This window comes from Flavobacterium sp. AK-345, assembly GCF_058310175.1.
The window spans coordinates 283,331-298,372 of the sequence record NZ_JBZEER010000002.1 but is presented as its reverse complement, the minus strand read 5'-3'; the positions used below and the strand labels follow the sequence as shown (position 1 = coordinate 298,372).

Sequence of the window (15,042 nt, the reverse complement as noted above, 5' to 3'; positions counted from 1 at the left end):
AATTAATAACCGATAAAGTATAAAATATGAAAGTTACCATTGTAGGAGCAGGAAATGTTGGAGCTACATGTGCTGATGTTATTTCTTATAGAGGAATTGCAAGCGAAGTAGTGTTGTTGGATATTAAAGAAGGTTTTGCCGAAGGGAAAGCGTTGGATATTATGCAATGTGCCACAAATACAGGTTTTAATACCAAAGTATCTGGTGTAACCAACGATTATTCTAAAACTGCCGGAAGTGATGTAGTGGTTATTACATCTGGAATTCCGAGAAAACCAGGAATGACTCGTGAAGAATTAATTGGTATCAATGCCGGAATTGTAAAAACAGTTGCCGAAAATGTGCTAAAACATTCTCCAAATACAATAATAGTTGTGGTTTCAAATCCTATGGATACGATGACCTATTTAGCATTAAAATCTACAGGGTTACCAAAAAATAGAATTATTGGTATGGGTGGAGCGTTAGACAGTTCTCGTTTCAGAACTTATTTATCTTTGGCTCTGGATAAACCTGCAAATGATATCTCTGCAATGGTAATTGGAGGACATGGTGATACAACTATGATTCCGTTAACACGTTTGGCTTCTTATAACGGAATTCCGGTAACAGAATTTCTTTCAGAAGAAGTACTTCAAAAAGTTGCTGCAGACACAATGGTGGGCGGAGCAACGCTTACAGGTCTTTTAGGAACATCGGCCTGGTATGCTCCAGGAGCTTCGGTAGCTTACTTAGTAGACAGTATCTTAAATGATCAAAAGAAAATGATTGCTTGTTCTGTTTTCGTAGAAGGCGAGTACGGGCAAAATGATATATGCATAGGAGTGCCTTGTATAATAGGTAAAAATGGAGTAGAAGAGATTTTAGATATCAATTTAAACGAGCAGGAGAAGGCTTTATTCGCTAAAAGTGCAGATGCAGTTAGAGGAATGAATGATGCTCTAAAATCGATTTTAGTATAAATATTTCCGTAAAAAAAGAAGAAGACTGCACTTTTGCAGTCTTTTTTTTAAGATTAATTAATAAATAAATTGGTTAATCTTTCCGTTAATTATATATTTGCTCGATTTAAAAAAAATGTGGTAATTCGTGATTTAGTTTTTTAGTTTTATAAAAATGATGTCAGGGCTTATTTTATGGTACTTTAAAACAAAAACAAACAATAAAACATAATTAATTTTTAGTAATAATGCAGAATAAAGGACTTATTAAATTTTTCGCAATTCTATTTGCATTGGTAAGTATTTACCAACTTTCGTTCACGTACGTGGCAAGTAATGTCAAAAGTGAAGCTAAAGCTATTGCAGGAGATAATCCTGACAAAGAGCTAAAATATTTAGATTCTATTGGAAAAGAGAAAGTGTTGAATCTTGGATTTACTGATTTTACTTATAATGAAGTAAAAAATAAGCAAATCAACAAAGGTCTTGACTTAGAAGGAGGAATCAACGTTATTCTTCAAATTTCTATTAAAGATGTTTTAAAAGGATTAGCAAACAATTCTAAAAATCCGGTTTTTAATAAATCATTAGCTGATGCAACTGCAAATTTAGAAGGAAATAAAAGTTATTTAGATAAATTTTTTGAAGCTTTTGATGCAAATTCAAACGGTACTACAAAATTAGCTTCACCAGAAATTTTTGCTAACAGAAACTTGCAGGGAGAAGGCGGAATTGCTTTCGAAATGACGGATGCACAAGCACAAAAAGTAATTAGAAAAAAAGTTGATGAGTCTATCGAAAGTGCTTACAAAGTATTAAGAGAGCGTATCGACAAATTTGGTGTAACACAGCCAAACATTCAAAAATTGGGTGCTACAGGAAGAATCTTAGTTGAACTTCCGGGTGCTAAAGATGTTGATAGAATTAAAAAATTATTAGGTGGAAAAGCTCAGTTAGAGTTTTGGGAAACTTATAAAATAGAAGAAATCGGAAACTTTTTAGTAGCTGCAAACGAAGCTCTAAAAAAGACTGAGGTTAAAACTAAAGAGACTAAAACAGTTGCTAAAGATTCATTGAATGCTTTATTAACTGATACTAAAGATTCTACTGAAGCTAAAAAAGGAAACAACCCATTATTTGATAAAATTTTAGGACAAGGTGGAGGACCAGTTTTAGGTTACTTCGCTCCAAAAGATACAGCTGTTGTAAATGAATATTTCAAAAGAGCTGACATCAGAATTTTATTGGGTGCTGACCAACATTATGCAAAATTTGTTTGGAGTAAACCAACTACAATTAAAGATGCAAAACAAAAAGATGTTGAAGTTGTAGAATTATACGCTTTAAAAGGAAACAGAGACAATGTACCAGCTATGAACGGTGGTCTTGTAACTGATGCAAAAGATACATTTGACCAAATGGGTAAACCGGCTGTTTCTATGCAAATGAACAGTCAGGGAGCTAAAGTTTGGGAAGAATTAACAGGAAGAGCTTTTTCTCAAAAAAGTTACATTGCTATTGTTTTAGATAACATCGTTTATTCTGCTCCTGGAGTTACTAGTGGTCCAATCGCAGGAGGAAGATCAGAAATTACAGGTTCTTTTGATGTTGCTGAAACTAAAGATTTAGCAAACGTATTAAACGCAGGTAAATTACCGGCTTCTGCAGATATTATTCAATCAACAGTTGTAGGACCATCTTTAGGTCAGGCTGCAATTGATGCAGGAACAATTTCATCTGTATTAGGATTTTTATTAGTTTGTTTATGGATGGTATTCTATTATGGTAAAGCAGGTTGGTATGCTAACTTAGCATTATTATTAAACTTACTTTTCTTATTCGGAATTATGGCAAGTTTTGGTTTTGTACTTACATTACCAGGTATTGCAGGTATCGTATTAACATTAGGTACTGCGGTAGATGCCAACATTATTATATTTGAAAGAGCAAAAGAGGAATTACGTGAAGGTAAATCGTTGGCAGAAGCTGTAGCAGCATCTTACGGATGGCATGGTGCAATGCGTTCTATCATTGATGCAAACGTTACGCACGTTTTAACCGGAGCTATTCTTTTCATCTTTGGTACAGGACCAATTAAAGGTTTCGCTTTAACTTTATTAATTGGTATCGTAACTTCAATGTTTACGTCAATTTTTATCGCAAGAATTTTCATCGATAGAAATATTGCAGGAAAAGGAGATTTAACTTTCTCTACAAATATTACTAAAAACTGGTTTACTAATTTCCACTTTGATTTTATCAAAATTAAAAAATTCACATACATTTTCTCTTCTATTGTAGTTGTAGTAAGTTTAACTTCTATCTTCTTCGTTAACGGATTAGATGAAGGTGTTGATTTTGTTGGAGGAAGAACATTCCAGGTTAAATTTGAAAAACCGGTTGATGCAACTGTAGTTTCAGATGAATTATCTGCTGCTTTCGGAACTCCGGTTGAAGCTAAAATTTTAGGTGATGACGATCAGTTAAAAATCACAACAAAATACAAAATCAAAGAAGATGGAGTAGCTGTTGATGAAGAAGTGAATCAAATATTATTTAAAGCATTAGCAAAATATTATCCAAATACTACTTACGATAAATTTATCAACTCATTTGATGGTAAAAAAGTAGGTGTATTGCAACAGTCTAAAGTTGGAGCTTCTATCTCTGAAGATATTAAAACTAACTCTTATTGGGCGGTTCTTGGTGCAATGGCAGCAATTTTCTTATACTTAATGGTATCTTTCCGTAAATGGCAATATTCATTAGGTGCAATTGCAGCTGTAGCGCACGACGTTATCTTTGTATTAGGAATTTACTCTTTATGTTATAAATTCATGCCTTTCCACATGGAAATGGATCAGCACTTTATCGCTGCGATTCTTACCGTTATTGGTTACTCAATGAACGATACTGTAATTGTATTTGACAGAATTAGAGAGTTCATTATTGGAAACCGTAAAGGATCTTTTGAAGATATCGTAAATGCTTCTATTAACACTACATTATCAAGAACGTTGAATACATCATTAATGATGATCATTGTATTATTAACGATGTTTATCTTTGGTGGAGAATCTATCAGAGGATTTATCTTCGCGATGTTGGTTGGTATTGTTGTAGGAACTTATTCTTCATTATTTATCGCTACACCAGTATTGGTTGACACGATTTCTAAAGATGATAAACATAACATCGAAGACAAGCACAACAAAGCATAATTAATTGCTTACATTATATTAAAAAGATCCGGTGAAAGCTGGATCTTTTTTTTGTGCTATATTTAAATAGTTTTAAAACACGTGTATGAATAAAAAACTACTCTATATTTTGGTGTTTTTCTTTGCAATAAAGATGTCGGCACAAGATGAAAAATCTAAGTTCGCCGTTGGCTTTAATTATGGTTTTGGGAGTGAATTCAATAATAAAGATTAAACTTTTACAAATCATTTTTATAAACTGCAATTGTATTATAAATTGAAGGAAACAAAGCATTTTCAATATGAAGTTTTAGTTCAGCCGGAAGTCAATTTTGGGAAACATCAATTGTTGAATTTTTATTTTGTAAAGCCGGAAGAACCGGATTATATTGAAAAAAGAGAAAAATATACGCAGCTAAAAGAGGTTCACGAATATGTTTTAAATATTGGTTTCTTAGTTAGAAAACCAATTGATGAAAAGTGTTCTTTTTATGTTTTGGGAAGTATTGGTCCGATGATTACGGATACAGAGACCGAAAGAATGTCTGATGGTTTCGCTTTCGCGGATGTTATTGCGGTCGGTTTTTCGTTAAACGTAAATAAATTTCAATTTGATTTGCGTCCAAGTGTAAGACACGTTTCGAATGCTGGTTTAGGCTCAGCAAACGCCGGATACAATACTAAGAATATAGAAGTTGGAATTTCATATTCATTATAAAAAAAATGCCCGATAAATAATTATCGGGCATTTTATATTTTGGAGCTGAGTTTTAAGAAGCTGCTAAAGGATTTCTTTGTGCTCTAATAACAAAGAAAAGACCAATAATGATAAAAGGTATACTTAACCATTGTCCGGTTGAGAAATAACCTAATTCGGCTTCAATTCCGCCCTGGCTTTCTTTTACAAATTCAACTATAAATCGTACTACGAATAATAAAACTAGAAATAAACCGAATAATAAACCAGATTTAAGTCTTGCATTTGTTTTCCAATAAAGGAAAAACAAGATTGCAAATACAAAAATATAGCAAAACCCTTCATACAATTGTGTTGGGTGTTTTGCAGGAACCTGTGCCAATAAATCAGCAAATTTAGGATCTGTTGCAATTGCCGTGTAAGCATCTTTAGGGTTTGCAATTTGAGTTGCATTTACTGCTTCTGATTTGCTAAATTGATCGTGTAAAAAACGAATTCCAAATGAAGAAGTAGTTTCATGTCCGATAATTTCAGAATTGAAAAAATTTCCTAAACGAACAAATATTGCTCCACTCGCCACCGGAATTACGACGCGGTCTAAAATCCATAATAACGGGCGTTTTAAGATCATTTTGCTGTAATAATACATGGCAATAATAATAGCAATTGCAGCACCATGACTTGCTAATCCCTGAAATCCTGTGAATTCAAATTTCGGTTCAAATTTAAAGGGTAAAAATATCTCAAGTAAATGATTTCTAAAATATTCCCAATCATAAAATAAAACATGACCCAAACGTGCGCCAATTAAAGTCGCTAAAACCGTCCATACAAAAAGAGAATCTAATTTGTCTAAAGGTTCATTTTCGCGTTCGAAAATTTTCTTCATTAAAAACCATCCTAATCCAAAGGCGATTACGAACATTAAACTGTAATAACGAATCATAAAAAATCCTAAATCGATTCCTTCTGAAGGATTCCAAATGATATTTAAAGCTTGTGTCATATAATTATATTGTTTTTTGTATTGTAAAAATAAAACTTTAAAACAGAGTAAATCTTTATTTAAAGTTAATGTTTATGCGAGCATTTCTTTTCCGGAACCGGATCGTAACCTGTTCTTCCCCACGGATGACAGCTCAAAATGCGTTTCATTCCCAGATATCCTCCATAAAACAATCCGTGTGTTTGTAAAGCCTGAATCATATAGCTGGAACAGGTTGGTTCAAATCTGCAGCTTGCCGGTGTAAAAGGCGAAATTGCAGTTTGGTAAAAACGTACTAATAAAACAAATGGAGTAATTACTTTCATGATTTATTAGAAATTGAGTTTGTTATATTGAAAAACTGGTTCCTTCTTTTCCGTCTTTCAGCTGAATGCCCAAAGCAATCAACTGATCACGAATCTGATCTGAAAGTGCGAAGTTTTTATCGGCTCTGGCCTGATTCCTCATTCCGATCAGCATATTTACAACGCCTTCTAATTTATCATTATTACTGTCAGCAGCTTTATCGTCACTCAAGCCTAAAACATCAAAGACAAAAGCATTAACTGCTGTTGCAAATATTTTTAAATCATCTACGGTAATAGTTTCTTTTCCTTCTTTTAATAAATTAACAAAACGAACAGCTTCAAATAATTGGGCAATTAAAATAGGGGTGTTAAAATCGTCGTTCATCGCATCGTAGCACAATTGTTTCCATGATGCAATATCTATAGAGCTTGTTGCGCCTGTATTAATATCTGACAATGAATCAACTGCTTCCATCAATCTTTTGTATCCTTTTTCTGCAGCAACAATAGCATCATCAGAAAAATCAAGAATACTTCTGTAATGCGCCTGCAACATGAAAAAACGTGTTACAGAAGCTGAAAAAGCTTTGCTTAGAATGTTGTTGTCACCGCTTAAAATTTCACCTGGTAAAATATTATTTCCGGTTGATTTTGCCATTTTTTTACCATTTAAGGTAAGCATATTGGCATGCATCCAGTAATTTACCGGAGATTGACCTGTACAAGCTTCGTTTTGAGCAATTTCACATTCGTGGTGTGGGAATTTTAAATCCATTCCGCCACCGTGAATATCAAAGTGATTACCTAAGTATTTTGTACTCATTGCAGTACATTCAAGATGCCAGCCCGGAAAACCGTCGCTCCATGGCGAAGGCCATCTCATAATATGTTCCGGTTCTGCTTTTTTCCAAAGTGCAAAATCCTGTGGGTTTCTTTTGTCTGACTGACCATCAAGATCACGGGTATTGGCCAGCATGTCTTCGATATTTCGACCGCTTAGAACACCGTAATTGTTGGTTTCGTTATATTTTACAACATCAAAATAAACAGATCCGTTAGCTTCATAACCAATTCCGGTATCAATAATTTTTTTGATGATTTCGATTTGTTCAATAATGTGTCCCGTTGCAGTTGGCTCTATACTTGGCGGTAAAAAATTAAATGATTTCAAAATATCATGAAAATCTACCGTGTAGCGTTGCACAACTTCCATAGGTTCAAGTTGCTCTAATCGTGCTTTTTTGGCAATTTTATCTTCGCCTTCATCAACATCATCTACAATATGACCAACATCAGTAATGTTTCGAACATAACGCACTTTATAATCCAGATGTAAAAAATATCGGAAAATAACGTCAAACGACATAAATGTTCTCACATTTCCTAAGTGTACATTGCTATAAACTGTAGGTCCGCAAACATACATTCCAACATTTCCTTCATGAATTGGATTGAAATTTTCTTTTTCACCCGAAAGTGAATTGTATATTTTTAGAGGCTGTGTTGTATATAATGGCATTGTTTAAATGTTTGTTGATGTTTTAGGAGCTAATCCTGCTATCCGCTGTATCTTTTATGGTGAACCCCACCATAAAAGGATGCCGCTGCTATCAGGGCTAGACCATAAATATAATAGAAATATCGTATAAAACTAGAACTGAGTCTCTAATTTAATATAATCTAAAAATTCTCTTTTAGTTTGAGGATCTTTAAATTTTCCACCAAATTCAGAAGTTACGGTACTGCTTTCGATGTCTTTAATTCCTCTTGAATTTACGCAAAGGTGTTTCGCGTCAATAACGCAGGCAACATCTTCAGTTCCTAAAGCTTTTTGTAATTCCTGAACAATTTGCATCGTTAAACGCTCCTGAACCTGAGGTCTTTTGGCGTAATATTCTACAATTCGGTTCATTTTAGAAAGACCAATAACTCTTCCGCTTGAAATATAAGCAACGTGAGCTCTACCAATAATTGGCAGTAAATGGTGTTCGCAAGTAGAATAAACAGTGATGTTTTTTTCTACAAGCATTTCGCCATATTTGTAATTATTATCAAAAGTAGAAGCTTTTGGTTGTTTTGCAGGATTTAAACCACCAAAAATCTCCTTTACAAACATTTTTGCTACTCGGTTTGGAGTACCTTTTATGCTGTCATCTGTCAAATCCATTCCAAGAGTCTGTAGAATGTTTTCAACATCTTTTTTTATTTTTTCTATTTTTTCATCATCAGTTAAATCAAAAGCATCCTGTCTCACAGGGTTTTTCGCATTACTACTAAAATGATTGTCTCCTATTTCGTCTAAAAAATCTTCGTTATTTGTCATTAAAAACTACTATTATAATGGGTATATCTTTTTAAGGCGGTAAAGATAATTAATAAAAAGGAAACATTTTCTATCGTTTTTACTATTTAATCATCCATTTTTGGATATAATTTAATTAAAGCAAAACCTGTATTTTTTTTAAATACAAAAGACAATAACAGTTAAGTTATTGTCCTTTTAATGGTTGTTGATGTGTTTAGTTGTTATTTTCTATTTGTTGTAAACCAATAGCGCTTCTTTCAAAATATTTACAGCGGTAACTAAATCTTTTTTATTTAAAACATAAGCAATACGCACCTGATTTAATCCCATTCCCGGAGTAGAGTAAAATCCGGCTGCGGGAGCGACCATAACGGTTTCGCCGTTTAGATTGTAACTTTCTAAAAGCCATTGTGCAAAATCTTCTGAATTGTCAATTGGCAATTGAGCAATGCAGTAAAAAGCACCTTTTGGTTTGGTTACAATTACGCCTTCAATTTTATTTAATTCGGTAATCAAAGTATCACGACGGCTTTTGTATTCTGCAATAACTTCGTCAAAATAACTTTGAGGTGTATCTATAGCGGCTTCACAAGCAATTTGCTCAATAGTAGGCGGACTTAAACGTGCCTGGGCAAATTTCATTACAGTTGCAAGAACCATTTTGTTTTTAGTAACCAAACAGCCAATTCTCGCGCCACACATACTGTAACGTTTTGAAACTGAATCGACCATAATAACGTTTTGATCTACATCTTCTAAATTCATAACAGAATAATGTACGTCATCTCCATCATACAAAAACTCACGATACACTTCGTCAGCAATTAAGTATAAGTCATATTTTTTGATTAAACCTGCAAGTTGTTTAATTTCAGTTTCTGAATATAAATATCCTGTTGGATTTCCCGGATTGCAAATTAGGATTGCTTTCGTTTTCGGAGTAATCAATTTTTCGACTTCTTCGATACTAGGCAAAGCAAATGCTGTTTCGATAGTCGAAACAAGAGGAACTACGGTTGCACTTGTTGATGATGCAAATGCATGATAATTAGCATAAAACGGTTCCGGAATAATGATTTCATCTCCTGGATCTGTAATTGTGGCCAGTGCAAAAAGTAAAGCTTCAGAACCACCGGTTGTTACAATGATGTCTTCTGGGTTAACATTTACATTTTGACGTTGGTAAAATTTAGCTAATTTTTTTCTATAACTTTCATATCCGGCAGACGGACTGTATTCTATAATACTTAAATCAATATTTTTTACCGCCTCGATGGCCACTTCGGGTGTCTTGATATCCGGTTGACCAATGTTTAAATGATACACTTTATGTCCTTTTTGTTTTGCAATATCTGCATAAGGAGCAAGTTTACGTATCGGTGATTCGGGCATGTTTCTGCCTTTGTTTGAAATTGTTGGCATGTGTTTAATTATTGAAGTGCAAATTTGCATTTTTTTTTCGAATTTAACGTAAACATTAACTGCTCTTGTAAAAATGTAACAATAATCAATATATTTACTAATTTTATAATAAAATATTATCAATGAAAAAATATATTGTGTTGTTTTTTGGGCTTTTGTCAGTTTTATCGTTAAAAGCGCAAAGTGATTTTTTAATTGAAAACAATCGTAAAAAGGTTACTATTCCTTTTAAATTGATTAATAATCTTGTTTTTATTCCGATAAAAGTAAACGGCGTTGAATTGAATTTTTTGCTTGATTCAGGAGTCGAAGAAACCATTTTGTTTAGTATGGAAGAAATGCAGGAAGTAAGTTTTAATAATATAGAAAAAATAAAGCTGAGAGGTTTAGGAAGTGAAGAAGAGATAGAAGGATTAAAATCAACAAACAATATTCTGGAAACTCATGGCATAAAATCCAGTAATCATTTGGTTTATATTATTTTAGATCAGAGTTTTAACTTGTCTTCTCATATCGGAATTCCGGTAAACGGAATTATCGGGCATAAATTTTTTAAAAATAATTTAGTCGAAATCAATTATCATAAAAAAAAGGTTATTATTCATTTAAATAACGAGGAAACAAGACAAAAATTAGACAAAAAATTTAAATCAGTTCCAATTACGATTGAAAGATCGAAACCATATATTTATACCACCGCGGTTTCAAATGGTGAAGAAATACCCGCTAAATTGCTTATTGATATAGGAAATAGTGATGCATTCTGGATTTTTGAAAACAATAAAATAAAATTGCCACAAAAGAATTTTCCTGATTTTTTAGGAAAAGGTTTTAGTGGTGATATTGAAGGACATCGGGCAAAACTGGAAAAATTTTCTATTGCTGATTTCGAATTTAAAAACCCAATTGTTTCTTTTCCGGATTCGACTTCTATTCGAAATGTAAAAATGGTGCCGGACCGTATTGGTTCTGTTGGCGGTGAAATTTTAAAACGATTTACTTTGGTTTTAGATTATGCAGACCGAAAATTATATCTTAAAAAAAATACCAAATTTTATGAACCCTTTACCTATAATAAAAGCGGAATTACGATTCAGCATAATGGTTTACAGTGGGTTCAGGAAACAGTTCATTTGCAAACAGTACAAGTTGCAGCATCAGTAAGTGAGTTGGAGGATAAAGAAAAAAACAATGATAATTTCAGATATAAATTTCTTTTGAAGCCAGTGTATGAAATCATAAATATTCGTAAAAATTCTGCGGCTGATAAATGTGGACTTCAAAAGGGAGATATAATAGTAAGTATCAATAAAATATTACCTTATAAATATTCTCTTCAACAAATAAATAATCTTTTAAAGTCTGAAGAGGATGCCTGGATTAATATGGAAATAGAGAGAAATAGTTTGATTTTAAAATTTCGATTCAGGCTGGAAGACGAATTATAATATTCGTATTAAAAGAGAAGTTAACGAGATTTTTTTTGACCTTGCTCTTATTTTTTGACGAAATTAATAAGAAAATTAAGTTTTTTGATAAATTGGCGTAATATTTTTATTATGTTTATCAAAAATATAATTTATGGTCAAAAAATACGCTAATTTCTTACAAGTTTTCTTGTTTTTTGTTTTTTTATCATTACTATCAACAACCACTTACGCTCAATGTGCGGGAAATGACGCATCATTGACAATTTGTGATTATGATAGCGCTGCAAATGCATCGGTTAATTTATATTCTTTGTTAGGACCATCGGCGACTCCGGGTGGTACATGGTCTGATGATTATGATATGGGGGGATTGGATCCTGCAACTGGATTCTTAAATGTACATGCTATTTCCTATAGTGGTGTATTTAGTTATACCTATACAGTAGATGGCATTGCAGGCTGTACAGATAATTCATCAACCGTTTATGTTACAATTGGCGGTTATACGGGGAAACCTTCTCAAACAATAATTTGTTCTGCATTAGGCACTTATAATCTTTTTCAGGCTTTTGATGGTAGATTTCTCAGTCCGTTGCTTAATGGAAAATGGCATGATAACAGGACTAATAAGGATATTGAGGAATCTGTTAATGTTAAAGAGTTAAGCGGACTTTACTCTTTTACTTACAGGATGGATGCTATAGGTACATGTGCAGCTCCACCTCAGGCAACCGTATTTGTAAAAGTTGTAAGAGCACCAGAAGCCGGAGATGCGAAACCTCCTTTATTGATTTGTAGCGATGCTATAACTAATTATACCAATTATGACTTGTATAATTTGCTTACAGGTGCAGATCCCAATGGTACTTGGACCGATATGGGACCTCGGCCAACCGGAGAATTAACTTTTGCCGGAGATCATGTTATAGACATTGAAAAAATTTACAACCGATTTGGAGCAGGTACCTATAATTTCAATTACAGCGTTCCATCTCCAGAGGCAGTTTGTAATGCTGATGATGAACAAATAACAATTATAATCGAAAGAAAACTGGATCTTACTGGTGCAACGCTTGTTGTTAGCCCAGATATATGCGAAACAGAAATTCCAACGGCAACGTATACTGCCAGACTTACAAAAGGACCGGCTGCGATTCCAAATGGAACTTATAACGTGATATTTAGTGTTTCAGGACCAAATGGTGGTATAGAAACGGTTACAGCAAATTTTACCAACGGAATTCTTCTTTTTCCAATTAAATCAGATTATTTTAAACAGGTTGGAGATTTTACAGTAACAATAATTGATGTATTTGCCCAGAATAGCCAAAGAGCCTGTACCAATGTTACTAATAATTTATCAGATATACTTCACATATATCCAATACCGGATCTGACAGGAGCAAAAATTGATCAAATAAAAACGTGTCAAAATAGTGACGCTGTAGCAGTAATATCAAATGCAGTAAAAATCATTGACGGTATTTATGACCTTCGTTATAATATTTCCGGAGCCAATACTGCCAATTTTCAAACAGTACGAGTTACGTTTACAGGCGGCGTGGCAAGTTTTACAATTCCGGATATTTTAAATTCAAGAAGCGGAAACGGTGTAATTACAATTACCAATATTACCCATGTAATATCACTATGTACAAATACGGCAAATTTAAAGGGAAATATTGTTATAAATCCGTTACCGAATATTGCCAATTTGAGAATACAAATTGCTAATGTTTGTTTTGGAGATGCGGTTTCGGCTTCAGTTTCAGGATTAGGAAATTTGACAGACGTAACATTATCCTATACACTTTCCGGAAGTAATCCGTCGACAGTACAGACTATTGTGTTAAATCCAACGGGTGGAAATGCTTCTTTTGTAATTCCTTCCGCATTACTTTTAAATACAGGAACCACAACTGCAACAGTTACAAATTTAATAAATAACTCCACCACATGTGGAGTTAATATAAGTGGTGTTGCCGATCCGTTTACTATAAACCCGATTCCTACGGCTCCAACCGCTATTAATCAGGAATTTTGTAAAATTGATGGTGCAACGATTGCGAATTTACAGCCAAATGGTGCGCAGTATAAATGGTATGATTCAGCGATATCAACAACAGCATTTGCAGATACTTATGTTTTACAATCAGGCAATTATTGGGTAAAAGTAACAGCTTCTGATTGTACATCAGAGCCTACTATGATAACAGTTACCGTAAATGATACAGCTGCTCCGGTCTTAAATACAGACGGACAAAATTTTTGCGGATTAAATACTCCAACCGTTGCAGATTTATCTAACAACACAAATGTTCCTGCAGCAGTAGTTTGGTACGATGCGCCGAACAACGGAAATTTATTGCCGTCAACAACTGCTTTAACAGAACAGGGAAGATATTATGGTTTTAATTTTTCGGACACAAGTGATTGTTTTTCTTATGATTATCTTGAAGTAACGGTTACACTAACAGATTGTGATGACGTGCCGAATGACTTTTTTATTCCCGATGGATTCTCTCCAAACGGAGACGGTGTAAACGACACTTATGTCATTCCGAATATTGAATTTTTATATCCAAATTATACAATTGAAATTTTTAACAGATACGGAAACGGAATGTATAAAGGCTTTAATGGTAAACCGGGATGGGATGGTTTAAATTATGAAAGAGAAGGAATTGGCAGCGGAATGGCGCCAAACGGAGTCTATTTTTATATTCTCAATTTTAATAAAGATAACAGACCTCCTAAACAAGGCCGCCTTTATTTAAATCGATAATTCCTTTACCTTATTAATATAAAATTCAATGAAAAAAATCATAATTTTTATAAGTTTTTTCTTTTATATAACGTCAATATCCGCACAGCAGGATCCTGAATACACACATTATATGTACAATATGAGTGTAGTAAATCCAGCGTATGCATCTGGAATGCCGGCAATGTTAAATCTAGGCGGATTATACAGAACACAATGGGTTGGTGCAGTTGGTGCTCCAAAAACATTTACCTTTTTTGGTCACACAGCCATAAATGATAAAGTCGAAGTAGGTTTGTCATTAATATCTGATGATATTGGCGACGGGGCAAAAAAGGAAAATAATGTCTACGCTGATTTTGCCTATGTACTTAATTTAGGAGGACAAAACAGACTTTCATTAGGTTTAAAAGCTGGATTTTCGTCTATTCAGACCAATTTTAATGGTTTTGTTTTGCAAAGTGGCGATACCTCAACAGATTTGGCTTTCGCCGAAGATGTCAATGTAACCAAACCAAATATTGGAGTAGGAGCTTACTTTTTCAGAAACAATTTTTATGTGGGATTGTCAGCGCCAAACTTATTAAATACGAAACATATCGAAGAAAAATCAGGAATAAACGCCTTCGGATCAGAAGATATTCATACATTTTTAACCGCCGGATATGTGTTTCAAATCAATGACAAGGTGAAGTTAAAACCAGCCTTCATGACCAAATATGTTACTGGCGCACCACTTTCTATAGATATTACGGCCAATGTTTTGTATAATAATAAATTTGAATTTGGTGCCGCGTATAGAATCGATGATGCCATAAGCGGCTTAGTAAATATTAACGTTACGCCGTCTCTTAGAGTTGGTTATGCATACGATTATACACTTTCAAATTTAGGACAGTTTAATTCAGGAACACACGAAATTATGCTGCTTTTTGATCTGGATTTATTAGGAAAAGGATTTGATAAATCACCTAGATTCTTTTAAAATGA

At 33.7% G+C, this 15,042-nt stretch carries 11 protein-coding genes; 6 read left to right on the top strand and 5 right to left on the bottom strand.

What is annotated here, in order from left to right; all coding sequences use genetic code 11:
* Positions 1-26 precede the first annotated feature (26 nt).
* From mdh to AC4FQ3_RS05585, 3 genes are all read left to right on the top strand, one after another.
* A complete protein-coding gene (gene mdh / locus AC4FQ3_RS05595; RefSeq protein ID WP_073393161.1) occupies positions 27-962 on the top strand; it encodes a malate dehydrogenase in 936 nt (311 codons plus the stop codon).
* A 227-nt stretch (positions 963-1,189) separates the two neighbouring features.
* A complete protein-coding gene (secDF, locus tag AC4FQ3_RS05590) occupies positions 1,190-4,162 on the top strand; it encodes a protein translocase subunit SecDF (RefSeq protein ID WP_491181175.1) in 2,973 nt (990 codons plus the stop codon).
* A 256-nt stretch (positions 4,163-4,418) separates the two neighbouring features.
* Positions 4,419-4,859: an acyloxyacyl hydrolase gene (locus AC4FQ3_RS05585; RefSeq protein ID WP_491181174.1), complete on the top strand. Its 441-nt coding sequence runs from the start codon at positions 4,419-4,421 to the stop codon at positions 4,857-4,859.
* A 52-nt stretch (positions 4,860-4,911) separates the two neighbouring features.
* Here AC4FQ3_RS05585 and lgt read toward each other — a convergent pair whose 3' ends face one another.
* From lgt to AC4FQ3_RS05560, 5 genes are all read right to left on the bottom strand, one after another.
* The gene (lgt, locus tag AC4FQ3_RS05580; protein WP_491181173.1) at positions 4,912-5,844 is read right to left on the bottom strand and encodes a prolipoprotein diacylglyceryl transferase; all 933 of its coding nucleotides are present in this window, start codon (positions 5,842-5,844) and stop codon (positions 4,912-4,914) included.
* A 65-nt stretch (positions 5,845-5,909) separates the two neighbouring features.
* Positions 5,910-6,149, bottom strand: coding sequence for a membrane protein insertion efficiency factor YidD (yidD, locus tag AC4FQ3_RS05575; protein WP_041519756.1), 240 nt, complete (start codon positions 6,147-6,149; stop codon positions 5,910-5,912).
* 22 nt (positions 6,150-6,171) lie between these two features.
* A complete protein-coding gene (gene cysS, locus AC4FQ3_RS05570; RefSeq protein WP_491181172.1) occupies positions 6,172-7,650 on the bottom strand; it encodes a cysteine--tRNA ligase in 1,479 nt (492 codons plus the stop codon).
* A 132-nt stretch (positions 7,651-7,782) separates the two neighbouring features.
* Positions 7,783-8,454 carry a GTP cyclohydrolase I FolE gene (gene folE, locus AC4FQ3_RS05565; RefSeq protein ID WP_042566362.1) on the bottom strand — a complete coding sequence of 224 codons (672 nt, stop codon included), beginning with the start codon at positions 8,452-8,454 and terminating at the stop codon, positions 7,783-7,785.
* A 210-nt stretch (positions 8,455-8,664) separates the two neighbouring features.
* Positions 8,665-9,858, bottom strand: a complete 1,194-nt coding sequence (locus AC4FQ3_RS05560; protein ID WP_491181171.1) for a pyridoxal phosphate-dependent aminotransferase — start codon at positions 9,856-9,858, stop codon at positions 8,665-8,667.
* Positions 9,859-9,980: 122 nt separating this feature from the next.
* On the opposite strand from AC4FQ3_RS05560, the gene AC4FQ3_RS05555 reads away from it, so the two are divergent.
* The 3 genes from AC4FQ3_RS05555 to AC4FQ3_RS05545 all read left to right on the top strand — a co-directional run bounded on the left by AC4FQ3_RS05555 (position 9,981) and on the right by AC4FQ3_RS05545 (position 15,037).
* A complete protein-coding gene (locus AC4FQ3_RS05555) occupies positions 9,981-11,306 on the top strand; it encodes a PDZ domain-containing protein (protein WP_491181170.1) in 1,326 nt (441 codons plus the stop codon).
* A gap of 133 nt (positions 11,307-11,439) precedes the next feature.
* Positions 11,440-14,073 carry a gliding motility-associated C-terminal domain-containing protein gene (locus AC4FQ3_RS05550; protein ID WP_491181169.1) on the top strand — a complete coding sequence of 878 codons (2,634 nt, stop codon included), beginning with the start codon at positions 11,440-11,442 and terminating at the stop codon, positions 14,071-14,073.
* Between the two features lie 28 nt (positions 14,074-14,101).
* The gene (locus AC4FQ3_RS05545; protein WP_491181168.1) at positions 14,102-15,037 is read left to right on the top strand and encodes a PorP/SprF family type IX secretion system membrane protein; all 936 of its coding nucleotides are present in this window, start codon (positions 14,102-14,104) and stop codon (positions 15,035-15,037) included.
* The last annotated feature ends 5 nt before the right edge of the window (positions 15,038-15,042 follow it).

What these genes read in the sequence shown, in the direction of transcription:
- lgt (WP_491181173.1), bottom strand. Translation starts at nt 5,844, where the DNA reads ATGACACAAGCTTTAAATATCATTTGGAATCCTTCAGAAGGAATCGAT.
- folE (WP_042566362.1), bottom strand. Translation starts at nt 8,454, where the DNA reads ATGACAAATAACGAAGATTTTTTAGACGAAATAGGAGACAATCATTTT.
- AC4FQ3_RS05545 (WP_491181168.1), top strand. Translation starts at nt 14,102, where the DNA reads ATGAAAAAAATCATAATTTTTATAAGTTTTTTCTTTTATATAACGTCA.
- AC4FQ3_RS05560 (WP_491181171.1), bottom strand. Translation starts at nt 9,858, where the DNA reads ATGCCAACAATTTCAAACAAAGGCAGAAACATGCCCGAATCACCGATA.
- secDF (WP_491181175.1), top strand. Translation starts at nt 1,190, where the DNA reads ATGCAGAATAAAGGACTTATTAAATTTTTCGCAATTCTATTTGCATTG.
- yidD (WP_041519756.1), bottom strand. Translation starts at nt 6,149, where the DNA reads ATGAAAGTAATTACTCCATTTGTTTTATTAGTACGTTTTTACCAAACT.
- AC4FQ3_RS05555 (WP_491181170.1), top strand. Translation starts at nt 9,981, where the DNA reads ATGAAAAAATATATTGTGTTGTTTTTTGGGCTTTTGTCAGTTTTATCG.
- mdh (WP_073393161.1), top strand. Translation starts at nt 27, where the DNA reads ATGAAAGTTACCATTGTAGGAGCAGGAAATGTTGGAGCTACATGTGCT.
- cysS (WP_491181172.1), bottom strand. Translation starts at nt 7,650, where the DNA reads ATGCCATTATATACAACACAGCCTCTAAAAATATACAATTCACTTTCG.
- AC4FQ3_RS05550 (WP_491181169.1), top strand. Translation starts at nt 11,440, where the DNA reads ATGGTCAAAAAATACGCTAATTTCTTACAAGTTTTCTTGTTTTTTGTT.